General features: G+C 38.5%; 19 protein-coding genes. 1 reads left to right on the forward strand and 18 read right to left on the reverse strand.

Translation table 11 applies throughout. The features are described 5' to 3' along the window. Positions 1–107 precede the first annotated feature (107 nt). The 8 genes from ispE to metG all read right to left on the reverse strand — a co-directional run bounded on the left by ispE (position 108) and on the right by metG (position 8,004). Positions 108–974, reverse strand: a complete 867-nt coding sequence (ispE, locus tag QYB95_RS17700) for a 4-(cytidine 5'-diphospho)-2-C-methyl-D-erythritol kinase (RefSeq protein ID WP_301139701.1) — start codon at positions 972–974, stop codon at positions 108–110. Between the two features lie 200 nt (positions 975–1,174). Continuing rightward, positions 1,175–1,369 (reverse strand): small, acid-soluble spore protein, alpha/beta type, encoded by a 195-nt coding sequence (locus tag QYB95_RS17705; RefSeq protein WP_036197869.1) that lies wholly within the window; start codon positions 1,367–1,369, stop codon positions 1,175–1,177. Between the two features lie 103 nt (positions 1,370–1,472). After that, a complete protein-coding gene (gene veg / locus QYB95_RS17710) occupies positions 1,473–1,733 on the reverse strand; it encodes a biofilm formation stimulator Veg (protein ID WP_036197871.1) in 261 nt (86 codons plus the stop codon). A 148-nt stretch (positions 1,734–1,881) separates the two neighbouring features. Next, positions 1,882–2,769, reverse strand: a complete 888-nt coding sequence (gene rsmA, locus QYB95_RS17715) for a 16S rRNA (adenine(1518)-N(6)/adenine(1519)-N(6))-dimethyltransferase RsmA (protein WP_301139702.1) — start codon at positions 2,767–2,769, stop codon at positions 1,882–1,884. Further along, positions 2,762–3,328, reverse strand: a complete 567-nt coding sequence (gene rnmV, locus QYB95_RS17720) for a ribonuclease M5 (protein ID WP_301139703.1) — start codon at positions 3,326–3,328, stop codon at positions 2,762–2,764. The genes rsmA and rnmV overlap by 8 nt, the downstream gene beginning before the upstream one ends. Before the next feature lie 350 nt (positions 3,329–3,678). Beyond that, positions 3,679–4,884, reverse strand: a complete 1,206-nt coding sequence (locus QYB95_RS17725) for a G5 and 3D domain-containing protein (RefSeq protein WP_301139704.1) — start codon at positions 4,882–4,884, stop codon at positions 3,679–3,681. A 133-nt stretch (positions 4,885–5,017) separates the two neighbouring features. Next, positions 5,018–5,788 carry a TatD family hydrolase gene (locus tag QYB95_RS17730; protein WP_301139705.1) on the reverse strand — a complete coding sequence of 257 codons (771 nt, stop codon included), beginning with the start codon at positions 5,786–5,788 and terminating at the stop codon, positions 5,018–5,020. A 251-nt stretch (positions 5,789–6,039) separates the two neighbouring features. Continuing rightward, positions 6,040–8,004, reverse strand: coding sequence for a methionine--tRNA ligase (gene metG, locus QYB95_RS17735; RefSeq protein WP_301139706.1), 1,965 nt, complete (start codon positions 8,002–8,004; stop codon positions 6,040–6,042). 362 nt (positions 8,005–8,366) lie between these two features. On the opposite strand from metG, the gene abrB reads away from it, so the two are divergent. Continuing rightward, positions 8,367–8,651, forward strand: coding sequence for a transition state genes transcriptional regulator AbrB (gene abrB / locus QYB95_RS17740; RefSeq protein ID WP_301139718.1), 285 nt, complete (start codon positions 8,367–8,369; stop codon positions 8,649–8,651). A 200-nt stretch (positions 8,652–8,851) separates the two neighbouring features. Here abrB and rsmI read toward each other — a convergent pair whose 3' ends face one another. The 10 genes from rsmI to QYB95_RS17790 all read right to left on the reverse strand — a co-directional run bounded on the left by rsmI (position 8,852) and on the right by QYB95_RS17790 (position 16,309). Continuing rightward, positions 8,852–9,724 (reverse strand): 16S rRNA (cytidine(1402)-2'-O)-methyltransferase, encoded by an 873-nt coding sequence (gene rsmI, locus QYB95_RS17745; RefSeq protein ID WP_301139707.1) that lies wholly within the window; start codon positions 9,722–9,724, stop codon positions 8,852–8,854. Beyond that, positions 9,721–9,984 carry a GIY-YIG nuclease family protein gene (locus tag QYB95_RS17750; protein ID WP_301139708.1) on the reverse strand — a complete coding sequence of 88 codons (264 nt, stop codon included), beginning with the start codon at positions 9,982–9,984 and terminating at the stop codon, positions 9,721–9,723. The genes rsmI and QYB95_RS17750 overlap by 4 nt, the downstream gene beginning before the upstream one ends. Next, positions 9,968–10,717 carry a tRNA1(Val) (adenine(37)-N6)-methyltransferase gene (locus QYB95_RS17755; protein WP_301139709.1) on the reverse strand — a complete coding sequence of 250 codons (750 nt, stop codon included), beginning with the start codon at positions 10,715–10,717 and terminating at the stop codon, positions 9,968–9,970. The genes QYB95_RS17750 and QYB95_RS17755 overlap by 17 nt, the downstream gene beginning before the upstream one ends. 207 nt (positions 10,718–10,924) lie before the next feature. After that, entirely contained in the window at positions 10,925–11,281 is a 357-nt protein-coding gene (gene yabA, locus QYB95_RS17760; RefSeq protein WP_301139710.1) for a DNA replication initiation control protein YabA, read from the reverse strand. Between the two features lie 23 nt (positions 11,282–11,304). Continuing rightward, complete coding sequence (locus QYB95_RS17765; protein WP_301139711.1) at positions 11,305–12,120, reverse strand: PSP1 domain-containing protein; 816 nt, start codon at positions 12,118–12,120, stop codon at positions 11,305–11,307. Then, the gene (holB, locus tag QYB95_RS17770) at positions 12,113–13,117 is read right to left on the reverse strand and encodes a DNA polymerase III subunit delta' (protein ID WP_301139712.1); all 1,005 of its coding nucleotides are present in this window, start codon (positions 13,115–13,117) and stop codon (positions 12,113–12,115) included. The genes QYB95_RS17765 and holB overlap by 8 nt, the downstream gene beginning before the upstream one ends. Positions 13,118–13,231: 114 nt before the next feature. After that, a complete protein-coding gene (locus QYB95_RS17775; protein ID WP_301139713.1) occupies positions 13,232–13,672 on the reverse strand; it encodes a YaaR family protein in 441 nt (146 codons plus the stop codon). A 166-nt stretch (positions 13,673–13,838) separates the two neighbouring features. Next, positions 13,839–14,168, reverse strand: coding sequence for a cyclic-di-AMP receptor (locus tag QYB95_RS17780; protein WP_036197895.1), 330 nt, complete (start codon positions 14,166–14,168; stop codon positions 13,839–13,841). 64 nt (positions 14,169–14,232) lie between these two features. After that, positions 14,233–14,868: a dTMP kinase gene (gene tmk, locus QYB95_RS17785; RefSeq protein ID WP_301139714.1), complete on the reverse strand. Its 636-nt coding sequence runs from the start codon at positions 14,866–14,868 to the stop codon at positions 14,233–14,235. 19 nt (positions 14,869–14,887) lie between these two features. Continuing rightward, positions 14,888–16,309 carry an aminotransferase class I/II-fold pyridoxal phosphate-dependent enzyme gene (locus QYB95_RS17790; protein ID WP_301139715.1) on the reverse strand — a complete coding sequence of 474 codons (1,422 nt, stop codon included), beginning with the start codon at positions 16,307–16,309 and terminating at the stop codon, positions 14,888–14,890. Between the last annotated feature and the right edge of the window lie 538 nt (positions 16,310–16,847).

A 16,847-nucleotide genomic window follows, 5' to 3' on the forward strand; every position in this document is an offset into this window, starting at 1 on the left:
TAAAATTAACTGCCTACTAACAGCAGACAGTTCCCCCGATTTATTGCAATTCGAATCAGTTTTTAAACACGAATATTTTATAGAAAAAGTAACATAAACATACGCATTTAAGCAAGTGAATTCCTTTCACCTAATAAACGAACCGCAAAAACCTCATCACAAAATCCTCTTAAGCCGTTATATATTCTTCCTAATCTTGATTCATTATCTACTAAACCAAATACTGTCGGGCCACTTCCGCTCATTAGTACAGCATCCGCTCCGAAGCGTTTCATTTGCTCTTTAATCATGATCACTTCCGGGTGCAATTTAAATGTAACAGATTCCAGGACGTTCCCAAGTGATTGGCACATTAAATCATAATCGTTTGTTTCAATCGCTTGAATCATCTGTTTGGTATTAGGGTGTTCTATCCCTTCAATATTTAACCCGCCATAGACCTGGGCAGTAGAAACACCGATTTTGGGCTTCGCCAAAACGACCCAGCAAGTTGGAGGAGCCGGTAATTTTTGAATCTTTTCCCCCCGTCCGGTTGCCAGTGCTGTCCCGCCATAAATGCAAAACGAAACATCAGACCCAATTTTAGCCCCTAGTTCAGCTAGAGTATCGACCGATAAATTTAACTGCCATAATTCATTTAATCCTTTTAATGTAGCTGCAGCATCGCTGCTGCCACCGGCAAGGCCGGCAGCTACCGGTATCTCCTTCTCAATGGAGATGGTCACACCTTCTGCTACACCATATGTATCCTTAATGAGCTGGGCAGCTTGATAAGCAAGATTTCGACTATCATCCGGTATAAAACCATTTGTTGAAATGATTTTAATGAGACCATCAGCTCGGGACTCCAGTCCAATTCGATCGCTTAGATCTACCGTCGTCATAATCATTTCCACTTCATGATAATTATCAGGACGTTTATATAGAACATCTAATGTTAAATTTATTTTCGCAGGGGCTTTTACATAAAGCATATATATCCTCCTCGGATTGCCATCCAAATCCTTTTCTTAACCTTAAATTTGAGCATTAATACTTCCATATATTTTACCATATTATACATAGCAGTGTCGCTAGCTCATTCTTCCTTACCGTTTTGAATTGGTTAAATAATCTTTATATAAAGCAAAAGCCAATAGACTCCCTAAAAGGAGCTATTGGCAAAATGTCAACATTACTTATTCATATTGTTTTGGTTTTGCTGTGCTAGACCTTGTTCGGCCATTTCAATTGCCCGCTTTACCATATTACCTGCATCACGTGATTTAATTCCACCCCAGCCTTCACGTTCGACTACATCATAAAATCCGAGTTCCTTGGCTATCTCTTCTTTTAGACGACTCGACATGATACCTTTTCTTCTGGCCATGCAGTTTTGCCTCCTTAGGAATAAGTAAGTTGACAATAGTAGTATGTGCGAAAGAAAATAAAAAACACTCAAGATCTGAGTGTTTTAATAAGACAAATAAAAACTATTTGGCAATTGCAACCTGTACATCATCTAAAAAAGTAATTTCTACTGCTTCTGTCAAAATATCTGTGTAGCTATAAGAAACGCGTTTACATGCGTTATCTTCTTGGTCGAGTTCAACGACAAAGACTGCGTGATATGTGTCACTTAGCACTCCATCACACTCAACCGTTTTCTTGCGACCTCCGTTTGCTTTTAATCGCAAACGTTTACCCAAATTACAATCTAGAGACTTCTTAATGTCAGCTAACGTTTTTGGCATTTCGCATACACCTCACTATATAATAGTGTAGCCCATTTTTGGATAAATGTCAACAAATTATAATATTTTATCAGCAGACAAATATCCTTGTCAACTTTTTTATATAAAAATATTCATAAATCTTATAGATTATAGAGTCATGTTCAAATTATTGTACATTGCAAAAATGGGGATGGAGTGCGTCTGCCAATTTACCGAATTCAACAATCGACAAAGTTTCCCCTCTTCTTGTCGGGTCAACATTCGCTTCTTCAAGTGCAGCCAAAATAAGTTCTTTCTTTTCCTTCCCGGCTGGGAGCCCTGACTGCAGATTGTTTAAAATGGTTTTCCTGCGTTGGGCAAAAGAGGCTCTAGTCACTTCAAACAAGAAGTCTTCATTGATCACTTTTACAGGTGGTTCATTATGCTTGATTAGACGAATAACGGCAGAGTCAACATTTGGTTGCGGCATAAATACCGTTTTCGGCACAACCATCGCTACTTCTGCTGATACGTAATATTGAATCGCGATGGATAACGAGCCATATTCCTTTGTACCTGGCTTTGCCGTAATACGGTCTGCCACTTCTTTTTGCATCATTACAACAAATCCGCGAATCGGAAGGCGATCATTCAGCAATTTCAATAAAATTGGCGTAGTGACGTAATAAGGTAAGTTTGCCACAACCATGATATCTTCTATACCTGGCATTTCTTCTTTTATTACTTTTTCTACATCCGCTTTTAAAATATCGGAATGGACAATTTTCACATTATTGTATGGGCTTAATGTATCTTCTAGTACCGGTAAAAGTCGTTGGTCAATTTCAAAGGAAACAACTTTTTTTGCCTCGCGTGCAAGATGCTCCGTTAGTGCACCAATACCGGGTCCCACCTCAATGGCTCCACTATCTTTTGTCAAGTTTGCATGGCTCACGATATTGCGTAGAATATTCGGGTCAATTAAAAAGTTTTGACCCAAGCTTTTTTTAAAGGCAAAGCCATATTTATTTAGAATTTCTTTCGTTCGTATTGGGGTTGCGATATCTTTATGCATTTTGATCCTCCTGATCTAGTTGAACTACTGCTTCACCAAATTGCTCTGCAGTAATTTGGAACATTGCAAGTCTTTTATGCAATTGTTTACCATTCGTCATCCCGATATTCAGTATTTCTCCTAAACGATTGCGACGTTGCTTTGACTGGGGATGTCCAATCATTCGGGCTAATAGTAAATCTTCCATAGTAATATCAATTTCCGTTTTAAACCCGGGATTTGGCGTATATACATGACGTAAAGCTTCTCGAATATCTTCATCCCGTGCATGCTCGATTCCAAGTCCCTTTCCATTTTTCGCAATGGTTTTTTCCTTCGCTAAAAATGCGTGCTTTACTCCAGGAACTCTTTCTTCAATTATGGCACGTATGCGACGGCCCGGGTAATCGGGGTCTGTAAAAACAATCACACCACGTTTTGAATGCGCATGGGCGATACGGCGAATTGTTTCCTCGGAAATAGCGGAACCATTTGTTTCGATTGTATCTGCATTTACCGCTCTTTTAATCGCCGTTGTATCATCTTTTCCTTCTACAACAATGATTTCTTGTATATTCAAAAATATACCTCTCTTCTAAAGCAATCTCTGACTATAATAACACGAAAAGTGGTTAAACGTCGTTTTCATTGGTTTGTTGTATACTTAAGTCTAGAATGCTCGACTATTAAAATATCAGTATGGTGTGCTTTGGCTAATAGAATTTCACCATACGGGCTTTTTATTCAGACAAAACAAACTTATTTGCGCTTGAATGTTTCACCATACTAGCTCTGATCCCGATCTCACTAATAATAGGCAGCCACAATTACCTTGATTCTACATAAAAAAAGAAAAGCCTTCCTGTCAGTCTACAGGAAGGCTTTCATCATTTTGGTTGAACGCTGCTAAACTTTTTGTATAGTACCAGTTTAATTCAAAACTTTTATGCGTACTTTTTTGCGGCCCCAACTATTTGCTTTTGAATTAGAGCCTATAAATACGTCGATTTTATTTCCTTTAATGGCACTGCCCTTATCTGCTGCGATGGCATTTCCGTAACCTTCAACCCATACTTTAGACCCTAACGGAATCACGCTTGGATCTACAGCAATAACTTTCATGCCATCTTTCAAGGCTAAACCTGTTGCCGTTATACCTGAACAACCTGAGCAGTTTGCGGTGTAAGCTGTTGCCGTAACATAAAATTCTTTACTGCTGCTGCTAGAAGCAGTGCTCTTACTACGTGAAACAGCTGCTGTTACAACCTTCGTTCCAACTGCCACTACTTTCGTAGTTGGTTCTTGAATCACTTCTTCAGATTTAATCACTTTTTGTGAGACCTTACCATTTTTCTTTGTGATTTCATAAGTACGAGCAACTTTACCTGGCTCACCTTGTGTAATTACTTTTTCTTTTCCTTTTAGCAATGAAGAGTCGGATTTCGTTTCTACCGCGAAATCAATAGCTTCTTCCACTACATCGGTAACCTTTTCTACGCGAACAACTGTGATTTTATCTCCTGGGGCAATTTCTTTCTCCAGACCATTTTCAACACGATCAAACTCATTAAGCTGAATTCCCTGTTGTTTCAAAAAGTTAGCGACCGTAGTCGAAGTGGACCAAACTTGTCTTTCTTCTAAACCATCGACAAGCGTTAACTGAAACGCTTTTTGAATATCAATTTGGTTAGTCTCGCCTACTTCTGCGTCCAGAGCAGCTGATAATTTATCTTGCTCTGTTACTTCGATATTTGCTTCTTCCAAAATGTTCTTCACTTTACTTTCAGTTGTCCATACCTTTGACTGACTTCCGTCAACTGAAATTGTGACTTCTCTTGCTTGTTCCCAATCAACCGTCATACCATCGACGATTTTTGTATTCAGTGAGGGTGATACTTTATCATATTGAGTGATTGCGATACCTTCAGAATCTAGAAGGTCGCCTACTGTATTTGCATGTGTTAATATTTCTTCTTCTTTTCCGTTTGCATTCACTACCACCGAGTCCTTGGTGACTTGAAATACTACGAATGATACTACTGAAACAAACAGAATTAGCGAAATTACACCAACTACTGTTTGCTTACTCCTCAATGATCCTCGGAACAAGTTTTTCATGGAAATAATTTTTGACATGAAAAAACGCCTCCTTAGCACTCGTTGGATTATACGGACTACTTTTCTAGCTGTCAACCAAATTAACTTTTTTAAAAAATAGTCCATTTAAACGAAGCCTTCCTAAACGCAGTATTGGAGGCATTTAGGAAATCTATTCATCGAGATTGAAAAATTTAATAGCATTTGAGGTTGTTGCTTTTGCAACCTCATCAACCGATAGCTCTTTTTGGCGGGCAATTTCTTCTGCAACCAATGGTACAAATGACGGTTCATTGCGCTTTCCGCGATAAGGATGTGGTGCTAAATAAGGGGCGTCCGTTTCAATCATTAAATGCTCCAGAGGAATTTCCTTTGCTACCTCTTTTGGTTGTCGAGCATTTTTGAATGTAACAGGGCCACCCAGACTAATCATGAAATTCATATCAATGCATTCACGAGCAGTTTCAACACTTCCACTGAAACAATGCATAACACCGCCAACGGATGCTGCATTTTCTTCACGTAATATCCTTACAACATCACCTGTAGCTTCGCGATTATGAATAATAATCGGCAGTTCTAATTTCTGTGCCAGATGAATTTGTTTGCGGAATAGCTTCTGTTGTACATCTTTTGGTGACTTATCCCAATAATAATCCAAACCAGTTTCGCCAATACCGACAACTTTTGGATGAGCGGCAATTTGTTCAATCCACTCCAAATCTTCGGGGGTACAGTCAATTGCATCAACAGGATGCCAACCAATCACCGCATAGATAAATTCATAGTCATCTGCTAGCTTCATAGCTCTTTCGATTGTTTTACGATCGAACCCGACTACCACCATTTTTTCAACTTTCGCTTCGATTGCTCTCTCGATTACTTGCTGTAAATCTTCATCATACTGATCTGCATTTAAATGGACATGTGTATCTATAAACATACTTCATTCTCCTAACCTATTGTATTGGATATAAACATTTCTTAGTTGACAATAAAATTACAGAATTATTACAAGGGCTACAATTCGTGTCATAAATCATACAGTTTTCTGCTGTACTTAGTAATTTTTCCCTATTTCGACAGTCATTTTACAGGATTTTATTATTATAATATAGTTTCATGGATAGAAAGTTTTCGAGTGAAAAGCCTGCTGAACAAAGTTTGTCCAACAGGCTAACTAATTATTAAAAGTTATTTTACTTTTGCACCATTTTGAAGTTTTGGATCCACTGTAGCAAGTGTTAAAACCCCATCATGGGAGCCTGCCAGAATCATTCCTTGTGATAGTTCACCACGAAGTTTTACAGGTTTTAAGTTTGCCACAACAATTACTTTTTGCCCCACTAATTCCTCTGGTTTATAATATTGTGCAATTCCGGATACAACTTGGCGTTGTTCGTAGCCAAGGTCAACCTGAAGCTTAAGTAATTTATCTGCTTTTGGAACTGGTTCGCATGCTGTAACAGTAGCCACTCGCAAGTCCACTTTCATAAAGTCATCAATCGAGATTTCCGGTACTTCCGGCACTTCTACCACTGCTTTTTTCTCCTCATCCTGAGGTGTTTTTACAGATGCTCTCATTTGCTCTCTTATATATCCAACTTCTACTTCAACATCTAGGCGCGGGAAAATAGGTATTCCTTTTTCTACCACTTTTGTATTTGCTGAAATAGTATTTCCGTATGTTTCAATTGTTTCCCAAGCCAGGTGAGTCGCGTCTAAACCTAATTGTTCGACAATTTGCTTAGGCGCAGAAGTCATAAATGGCTGAAGCATTACAGCAATGTGGCGAAGACTCTCAGCCAAGTTATACATTACCGAAGCAAGCTTCCCTTTATTTTCCTCATCTTTTGCCAAAACCCATGGCTGTGTTTCATCGATATACTTGTTTGTACGAGAAATAAGTGACCAGACATCGGACAATACAACACTAAATTGCATTTTCTCGATATTCTTCTCATAAATTAAGCGCGTTTCTTTGGCATGCACTTTTAAAGCTGCATCAAATTCTGTCTCAACCAGGTTCTCGGTTGGAATAATGCCGTCAAAATATTTATTCATCATGGAAACAGTGCGATTTAGTAAGTTTCCTAAATCATTTGCTAAATCGAAATTTGTCCGTTCGACAAAGGATTCAGGCGAGAATACGCCATCAGCACCAAATGGCAATTCACGTAGAAGGAAGTAGCGTGTAGCATCCAATCCATAACGCTCGATTAGCATTTCCGGGTATACAACATTCCCTTTGGACTTCGACATTTTTCCATCTTTCATCATAATGAATCCATGTGCAAATACCTTTTTCGGTAATGGCAGATCCAGCGCCATTAGGAAAATCGGCCAGTAAATTGTATGGAACCGAACGATATCTTTTCCTACTACATGCACATCCGCCGGCCAGTATTTGTTAAATAACTCTTCATTATCCGAGCCATATCCCAATGCTGTAATATAGTTTGTCAGCGCATCCACCCAAACATAAATAACATGTCTTGGATCGCCTGGAACTTTGATTCCCCAGTCAAATGAAGTACGTGATACTGATAAATCTTCTAGTCCTGGTCTAATAAAATTGTTAATCATCTCGTTTTTACGTGATTCTGGTTCGATGAATTCAACGTTTTCTTCATAGTATTGCAGAAGACGTTCAGAGTACTTTTTCATATTGAAGAAATAAGATTCTTCTTTTACTTTGTGTACTGGGCGTCCACAGTCCGGGCAATTTCCGTTCTCTAATTGCGTATCCGTATAGAAAGATTCACAAGGCGTACAGTACCATCCTTCGTACTCACCTTTGTAAATATCTCCATTATCCAAAAACTTCTGGAAAATTTTTTCTACACTTTTTTTGTGGCGTTCTTGTGTAGTCTGGATAAAGTCATCGTAAGAAATATCCATTAAAGCCCAAAGCTTCTTGGCACTTTCAGCAATTTCATTTACATAGTCTTGAGGATTCTTGCCCGCTTCCGCAGCCTTTTCCTGAATTTTTTGTCCATGCTCGTCCATTCCTGTCAAGAAGCGTACATCATATCCTCTTAAACGTTTATAACGTGAGATTGTATCTGATGCGACAGTAGTGTATGCGGTACCGATATGAAATTTACCACTTGGATAATAAATTGGGGTAGTTATATAAAATGTGTTCTTTTCGTTCACGTAAAATGGCCTCCATTGTCAACTGTATAATGTTTATTTTATCGAAGTAAGAAAATTGTTTCAATGAAAGAATATTATTACAGGCACTTGTGGAAAAATATGATTAGAAAATGGTGTAAATTTACTGAAACTTTTCCACTAGAATTCATTCTTTATAATAATAATCTCCAATTAATGCTATTTATATATATTAAACCTCATTTATCTATAATAATGTTCACAACATGTTCACATCAAGTTTCAACCATTAATACTAAATAATTGACGTATATGGTATTACTTGGTATGATTCTATTCAGAAAGAAGAAATATGTCGAATTTTGACGAATGTAAAATATATTATACAAAATATAGGAGGAAATATTGCCATGAAATCAACAGGTATCGTTCGTAAAGTAGATGAATTAGGACGTGTAGTTATCCCTATCGAACTTCGTCGTACACTAGGAATTGCTGAAAAGGATGCATTAGAAATCTACGTTGATGATGATAAAATCATTCTAAAAAAATACATGCCAAATATGACTTGTGCTGTGACTGGGGAAGTATCAGACGAGAATTTACGTCTTGCTGACGGAAAATTAATCTTAAGTCCAGAAGGTGCAGAAATTCTAGTAAAAGAAATTCAAAAACACTTTTCAAAATAATTTATGAGAAAATATGATTTTCGCCATTAAAATGGCAACTTCTTTTTTCTTATTCAATAATATTTTTTTACAGGAAAAAAGGAGGTCTCATGAGTGGATGAGATCCTCCTTTTTATTTACTGCATACGTGTTAACGTATGTACATTTTAACGCGCTATGGGTATGTCATTTTACACTTTTTTATATCTTTACCTTCATCACTAAACGTGATATTGCTGATATACATCGCGCTTTGGTAAGCCTCTCAATCTGGCTGCTTCTTTAATCGCGTCCTTTGAGTTCATTTGGTTTTCTTCTATTAAATAGTCAACATGTTCTACAATTGACAGGTTTGCCCAATAGGCTTCTTCTTCCTTCTCTATCTCTCCGTTTGCGTTTCCTTCTAAAATTACGCAAAATTCACCGCGAATTTCATTATCATTAACCCAATTAAGTGCATCAGAAATCGTTCCGCGCAAAAATTCTTCAAATTTCTTTGTTAATTCCCGTGCCAACACAATTCTTCGATTTCCTAAAACAAGTTCCAAATCCTTTAATGTCTCTTTTAATCGATGAGGGGCTTCATAAAAAATCATCGTTTCTTCCCGCTTTGCTAATCTCTCAAGCTGTAATCTGCGTTCTTTTTTTTGGCGATTCAAGAAGCCAAAGAAATAAAAAGGCTGAGGTGAAATCCCTGACGCAATCAATGCAGTCAAAGCCGCGTTTGCTCCTGGTACTGGTACGACGGCAAATTCTTCTTCAATGGCCTTAACGACTATATCAGCACCAGGATCCGAGATACAAGGAAGGCCCGCATCACTAACCAAGGCAACTGATTTTCCTTCTCTTAGATACCCTAGCAGCTTCTCTCCCCCTTGCTCGATATTATGTTCGTGATAGCTCACAAGTGGTGTTTGAATTTCAAAATAATTGCATAGCTTTTTGGTATTTCGTGTATCTTCTGCTGCAATGACGTCTACTTCTTTCAAGATTCGCAGTGCTCGGACTGTCATATCTTCTAAATTTCCTATTGGTGTTCCCACTAAATATAGACAGCTACCCTGTTCGTGCTGACTGCTTTTTTGTGATTTCATGTTGGTGCCCCTCCAATATACTTCAACTTTTCATTTCGTTTTAATTGTTTAAATGCGTATTCCGCACGCATCGCCTCTTGCTTCGTTTCATAGCGCTCAAAATAGACGCATTTGACAGGTAAATGTGCTTTGGTATATTTTGCTCCCTTTCCGGCATTATGAGTGGCAACCCGCTTTTCCAAGTTATTAGTGTAGCCCGCATAAAGAGATTGATCTGCACATTCCAATACATAAAAGAAATGATTATTTTTTGTCTCCATATAGAATTTCACTCACTTCATCCGTATACTCGTTATTCTCATTATATACGTATAATGGAGGCAATACCTTTAAATCCGGTTTCCCGTCTTTGATGCCCTCTATTAATAACGTATTGGCTTCTTTGCCAAATTTCGGATAGACAAAACGAATGCGCTTCGGTTCAAGTCGATGTGCTCTCATTGCTGTTACAATATCGAGAAGCCTCCCTGGACGGTGAACAAAAGCGGCCTTTCCGCCCTGTTTTAATAATTTGCTTGCTGATTCAATCGCTTCCTCCAATGTGAGATGCAGCTCGTGACGTGCAATAGCATAATGCTCACTGATATTCTTATCACTCAGTTCATGCGCCAAAAAATAGGGCGGATTACATGTCACCACGTCATATTTTTCAATGCCCAGCTGAGGTGGAATCGTCTTTACGTCTCCAAGAATCATATGGATTTGGTTTTCCAATCCATTGTATTTCACACTGCGTTCTGCCATATCAAACAATCGTTCCTGTAATTCGACACCAATAATCTCCGCTTTCGTTCGGGCACTTAGAAACAATGGTATCACGCCATTTCCAGAACAAAGGTCGACAATTTTACCTTTATTTATAGGGACATTGACAAATCTCGATAATAGTACTGCATCCAATGAAAAAGAAAACACGGACGGACTCTGAATAATTCGCAAATCCTCAGCCAATAAATAATCCAGCCGTTCATCTTCTTTTAACCATTGTTCCATAAAAAACCTCCTAATAAATCCACTATATAGCCTGATAGTTCTCCGCTTAAAATGAACTATCGAAGTTACGGTTATTCCAACTTTGACTACCCAGTTTATTTTTCTTTTATCATTGTACTATCAAAAAGAAAATTATAAAAATTAAACAAAAGAAAAGACTGAAACCATTATAAAGTGGTATCAGCCTTTCTACTAACAAGGGAGAATTTATGCATTTTGTTTATTTAAAAACGATAGGCAAAATAAACAATCTTCACCTTTTCGAGAACCGCCAAAGTGTACATGGCAAACATGGAACCCTTCTTGGTATAGACGTGCTAGGTTATCATACCCCTCGCCAATATCTAATAGGTTTACTTTCTCTTCATTACTACTCTCATCGGTAGAATCTGCAGATAAAAGTTCCTCTAGACGTCTGCGTAGGTGAAGGTTTTCCGTTTGGATTGCTTGATGATCTTCCACCATATGTGCAACATATTTTTTCAAATCATTATATTGTTGCTGCAGCGATTCGAGCTGTTGTTCGAATTCCATAACTGTATCTAAAAAATTACGGTCCTTCACTGGAAAGCCACCCCATTGTTTATCTAAATCAAATTCTTCTCACATTCAATAATTTCTTCTAATGAATATTCAACAGTGCGCACCTGCTCTTCTAAGAAGACTTGAATCAATCGTTCTAATACATTAATTCCTATTACTTTACCTGGACCATCTGGTGTCATTGTTGAATCACCGATGTCAGGCATTCCTTCCTTGGCATTCTCATAATCGTCATTCTCGTACTTAAGACAGCACATAAGACGACCACATAATCCAGAGATTTTCGTTGGGTTTAACGATAGGTTTTGATCCTTCGCCATTTTAATTGAGACTGGATCAAAATCTCCTAAAAATGTCGAACAGCAAAGCATTCTGCCACAAGGACCTATACCCCCAAGAAGTTTCGCTTCATCACGCACGCCAATTTGACGTAGCTCAATGCGTGTTCGGAAAATCGAAGCTAAGTCCTTTACTAATTCCCTGAAGTCAACTCTACCTTCAGCAGTGAAGTAAAAGATAATTTTATTGCGATCAAATGTATACTCAACATCAACAAGCTTCATTTCCAACTTGTGCTCACTAATTTTAGTGCTGGCTAGTTCGAATGCTCGCTGTGATTCCTGCTTATTTTCATCAACCTGGATTCGATCCCGTTCATCAGCTGGGCGCAATACTTGTTTTAGTGGTAAAACAACATCATTTTCCCCAACCTGTTTCATCGGAACAACAATCTTTCCGTATTCAACCCCTCTTGCTGTTTCTACTATGACATACTGCCCAATTTCCAGTAGAAATTCACCGGGGTCAAAATAATATATTTTACCCGCTTTTTTAAAACGGACTCCTACTACATTATACAAATGTATACCCCTCCTGCAGATTAAGCATTAACTGCTCCATCAAAAGCGACCGATTCATATTGCGCTGCAAATTTTGTCTAGCATGCAAAATTGCTTGCAATTGATCAGATAGACGATCATACGTTGTATGCAACGCAATTTCCTTCCAACTTTGTAACATGTCCGGATATGTACATGAGCTTTGCGGATTCGCCTTTACAGCTACAATATCACGGTATGCGAAAAGTAGTAAGTCTAGGGCTCGTTCTATCTCCTCTTTTTCTTTAAAGGAAAGCAGCCAATCTTCATAGACAACGAATAATGCCTCATGGACATTTTTTCTAACTGTCTCTACTAATTTTAACACTGTTTTTCTTGCATGTGCAAACTGCTCATCATGTGCCAATGAAATCGCCGTATCCAAGTTATTTGTCAGCATACTAACAGTGGATGCCATTGAAAAGGTGATACCTTGTTCTTGAAGTTGCTTTAATAAAATATCTCGTGGAATGCTAGCAAATTTTATATGCTGGCAACGTGACTGTATGGTCGGCAAAATGGATTGATAGCTTTCCGTCAGTAAAATGGCTGTCACATTACCCTCTGGCTCTTCTAAAAATTTAAGTAGTGTATTAGCGGAAGATGTATTCATACGATCTGCATGATGGAGGACATAAATTTTACGGCCCGCTTCCATGCTTGTCTTCGTCATTCCAGAAATTAGCTCTCGAATTTGGTCGATTTTGATAAATTGCCCGTCCGGTTCTAACTGTTTAATATTCGGATGATTCCCAGTTTCAATACGTTTGCAATTTCGACATGTTTCACATGGAACATTTTTCGACGGGTTCAGACATAAAAGCAGTTTTATGAAGAACATTGCGATTTCCTTTTTACCTGTTCCTTTTTCTCCATCAAATATGTACGCATGACCGGTTCTATTTTTCTCAAAAATCGTTTGTAATTGCTTCATTACTACCGGTTGTAAAACCTTTAGTTCTTCCACATTTTCTGCCACTTTCCTTCACCTTTTTCTTTAGATAACGTTTATGAAAACAAATTTAAGTTCCCCCATTTAAGTTTTCTTAGAAAAAATCCCGTGCCCAACACAGGAAGTAAGTAGACACGGGTTTTACATATATAAATTAATTAACAATCCCTTGATTTCGCCAATTTTATCAAGCAAATCGATTGAACTCTTTTCTTCACTTAAAATATCTTGTGCAAGTTCTACTAATCGCTCATCAATCGTTTCGACAATTTTTAGGCGACGACCTTCTCCGAAACGATTCCATGTATGGGATTGTTTCATATCGAGGCCATATTCAACAGCTTCTTGCAAGAACCGTTTAATTAGCATTTTAAAACGAGTCAATTCTCGCAAGTTACGGGATCTTGCTACACGGTCACCCGCTGCGGAGATATCGCCCATTAATCTCGTTAACTGCTCTGTTTGCAGCTTCGATCCTTGTTTCACAAGGACGTCACCAAAGCGATTTCCTGGCTGGTTGGGCTGTTTTATATCATGATGATTGGTTTTCAAGCCTACACGTAAATCTTGATTTATCTTCAATTACTCTTCGCCTCCACCATATTACAAAGCCAATAGCGTATATGTCCGAAATCTTCTGGATCCGTTCACACAACCGCTGTGGCAACACCTTTTTATTTGCTAGAAATCTTACTATATAAATTCTACAATGAATTGATGGTTGAATTATGATAGTTAATAAATAGGGTTAGAAATGGTGGAACTGTTCGATCGGTAATACAAAAACTGTTGCTCCCCCAACTTCAACTTCAATGGGGTACGGGATATACGAGTCTGCATTGCCACCTAAAGGCGAAACAGGTGATACCATTTGTTCGCGGGAACGGCAATTATCTCGAATAATATCAAGCAATTGAGGAATTAATGCATCCTCCGTTCCAACGATAAAGGTTGTGTTCCCTGAACGTAAAAAACCACCAGTACTTGCTAATTTTGTTGCACGAAAATTATTTTTAGTTAACGCGCTAGACAAACGATTACTATCTTGGTCCTGAACGACTGCAACAACTAACTTCATCCGCACTCACTCCCATATATTGAATTGGTGTTTATATTATATCATACAAACTAGCCTACTTCATTTACTTTTCTTCTAGTGACTGAACAATCAGTCTCCACACATCTTCTACCACTTTCTCCACAGACTGGTCAGCATTAACTATTTTAATTCTATCAGGATAACGTTTTACTACCTCATGATAACCTTCCCTAACCTTCTCGTGAAATGATAAGCTCTCAACATCAAGTCTATTCAACTCCCGCTCATTGTGTGAATGAATGCGGGCTAGTCCAACTGCTGGGTCTAAATCAAATAATATCGTTAGGTCCGGCAACTGTTTCCCAATAGCGAATTCATTTATGGATAATACTTCATCCATGCCAATTCCACGAGCATAACCTTGGTAGGCTAATGAGGAATCAATAAAACGATCGCATAATACCAGTTTGCCCTGTTTCATTGCCGGCTCTACTTTTTCAAAGAAGTGCTGACTTCTTGCAGCGGCGTATAATAAGGCTTCTGTTCGTTCATCCATCGCTGTATTTTCAGGGTTCAAGATTACTTCACGAATCTTTTCCGCGATTTCGATTCCACCTGGTTCCCGGGTAGCTAAAACGTCGATGCCTTCTTCTTGAAGTCGCTCGGCAATTTTATTTAAAATTGTCGTTTTCCCTGCGCCCTCTGGTCCTTCAAATGTAATAAATAAATTGCTTTTCATTTCTATATTCCTCCGACTATTACTTTATGACGTATAGGAGCTTTTCGTTTAGACGATGTTGCCCTTGAAAAGCTGCACCCGTTGCTAGTAACTCTTCTAGTTGGCTTAATTTCGCCACTGTAATTTTTTCCCCTGGCAAGAATAAGGGTATTCCAGGTGGATAAGGAATGAGCATACTTGCACTTACCCGCCCAATTGCCCGCATATATGGTACCCATTCCTTTTCAAGCTCATCTAACTCGTCATAAGAGTACTCGGGTATTGAAACGGTTGTAAATTCTTTTGATGGAGAAACCGTCTGTTCAGTCTTTACCCCTATTTTCCTTAAATTAAAAATTGCTTCTTTTATCCGTATACGTGCCTCTGCGAAGGGATAAGCCTGTCCGTGTTTTAGCAGCGGCAAAATCAATAATGCTTGGTAAGGGTCTGCAAGTTCGACAAATATTCCTTGTTGTTCAAGTACTTCTTTTAACTGGTACCCAGTATAACCCGGAATGCGCAACAATAGCTTCAATGGGTCGTCTACTTCAATCACCTGTAGGGGCTCTACTGAACGCAATGCTTCAATCCACTGATTTCGTTTATCTTTTAAATAGTTGGCATCACTTTCTAAATAACTATCTATATAGTCCCTTGCGTCATCCAGAGAAGCCAGAAGCAGATAAGATGGACTGCTGGATTGAAGCATTCTTAGATAATGATTGATTCGTTCTGGATGAATCAGATCTGAATTCACGTGCAAAAAGGACGCCATGGTCATAGCTGGGAGTGTTTTATGTGCAGACTGGACAACAATATCTGCTCCTAATTGAATGGCCGAGGGCGGGAAATCCTTGCTTGCGATTAAATGAGCTCCATGGGCCTCGTCAACAAGAACAGGAATCTTAAGTTCTTGACACATTTTAATTTGCAGCGCCATCTCCTTACCTGCTACACCATAGTATGTTGGATAGGTTAGAACAACCGCTTTCGCATCAGGGTGAACCTGCAATGCTTCTTTCAGTGTAGCAGTTGGCACAGCTCCAGCAGCGGTAGTTGCCTCATCCCAGGCCGGGGCAATAAATATGGCTTTTGCTCCAACCAGCTCCAGTGCATGGAAAATGGATTTATGTGCATTTCTTTGAACAATGATTTTTTCATTTCGTTTACAGGTTGCATAGATCATTGCCAAATTTCCTACTGTAGAGCCATTTACTAAGAAAAAACTTTTTCTTGCTTGATAGGTCTTGGCTAAGAGCTCTTCAGCCTGTGCAATAGCTTCCTCGGGATGATGATAATCATCCAGGCCCGTTAACTCTGTTAAGTCATATGTAAGTGCCTCTTTGATCGTACTTGGTAAATTTGATAACAAACCATTTTTATGTCCCGGAACATGCCAACTCATCGGCCTCATCTCAGTAAATTTTTGCAAAGCCGAAACGACCGGTCTTTCCCTTTTCATCTTTCTCACTCCGTTCATATATTCCTTTCTATTATAGTCGCAGAGAGCGCGAAAACGGAAGTGAATAGGTAAGCATCCGTAAAGGGAAATGAATTAATTTAAGATACTCTTTGATTTTATTTAAAATTATAAGGGACGGATGATAAATATAGTACAAGATCCCCTGGTTTCATCGTTTTAGCTTCAATCATTTCACTTTCGCGTAAAGTAAATCTACAACGATTCTATCCGATCATTTAATAATGCCGTTGCCATTTTACCAAACTTCTTCACTACTGCCAAAGTTACTCCATTTCCCATTCCCACTCCTTCATAAACATGCAATGCCCGCTTACTAATCATTTCTAGAGTTTCAAGCAAAATTGCACTGGTAGATAGAACACTTCCAACTACATAGGAGTACCCTCATTTTTCGCAATCTAAGGCTGCGTGCAATAATCCTTCGTCAGCTTTAACAGTTTGAGATTGGGTGATACCAAAAAATTATTTATTTGCAAAAAATAATTCCTTATTAATCTCTAAACTTTTAATTCTTTTA

Source organism: Ureibacillus aquaedulcis (genome assembly GCF_030418165.1).
Classification (GTDB): Bacteria; Bacillota; Bacilli; order Bacillales_A; family Planococcaceae; genus Ureibacillus; species Ureibacillus aquaedulcis.

Bases quoted from the DNA above. Each gene is read 5' to 3' on its own strand.
- QYB95_RS17750 (WP_301139708.1), bottom strand. From the start codon at position 9,984: ATGGAGACAAAAAATAATCATTTCTTTTATGTATTGGAATGTGCAGAT.
- ispE (WP_301139701.1), bottom strand. From the start codon at position 974: ATGCTTTATGTAAAAGCCCCTGCGAAAATAAATTTAACATTAGATGTT.
- QYB95_RS17755 (WP_301139709.1), bottom strand. From the start codon at position 10,717: ATGGAACAATGGTTAAAAGAAGATGAACGGCTGGATTATTTATTGGCT.
- QYB95_RS17730 (WP_301139705.1), bottom strand. From the start codon at position 5,788: ATGTTTATAGATACACATGTCCATTTAAATGCAGATCAGTATGATGAA.
- tmk (WP_301139714.1), bottom strand. From the start codon at position 14,868: ATGAAAAGCAATTTATTTATTACATTTGAAGGACCAGAGGGCGCAGGG.
- QYB95_RS17725 (WP_301139704.1), bottom strand. From the start codon at position 4,884: ATGTCAAAAATTATTTCCATGAAAAACTTGTTCCGAGGATCATTGAGG.
- QYB95_RS17705 (WP_036197869.1), bottom strand. From the start codon at position 1,369: ATGGCCAGAAGAAAAGGTATCATGTCGAGTCGTCTAAAAGAAGAGATA.
- rsmI (WP_301139707.1), bottom strand. From the start codon at position 9,724: ATGAAATCACAAAAAAGCAGTCAGCACGAACAGGGTAGCTGTCTATAT.
- veg (WP_036197871.1), bottom strand. From the start codon at position 1,733: ATGCCAAAAACGTTAGCTGACATTAAGAAGTCTCTAGATTGTAATTTG.
- QYB95_RS17780 (WP_036197895.1), bottom strand. From the start codon at position 14,168: ATGAAGTTAGTTGTTGCAGTCGTTCAGGACCAAGATAGTAATCGTTTG.
- QYB95_RS17790 (WP_301139715.1), bottom strand. From the start codon at position 16,309: ATGAAAAGGGAAAGACCGGTCGTTTCGGCTTTGCAAAAATTTACTGAG.
- rsmA (WP_301139702.1), bottom strand. From the start codon at position 2,769: ATGCATAAAGATATCGCAACCCCAATACGAACGAAAGAAATTCTAAAT.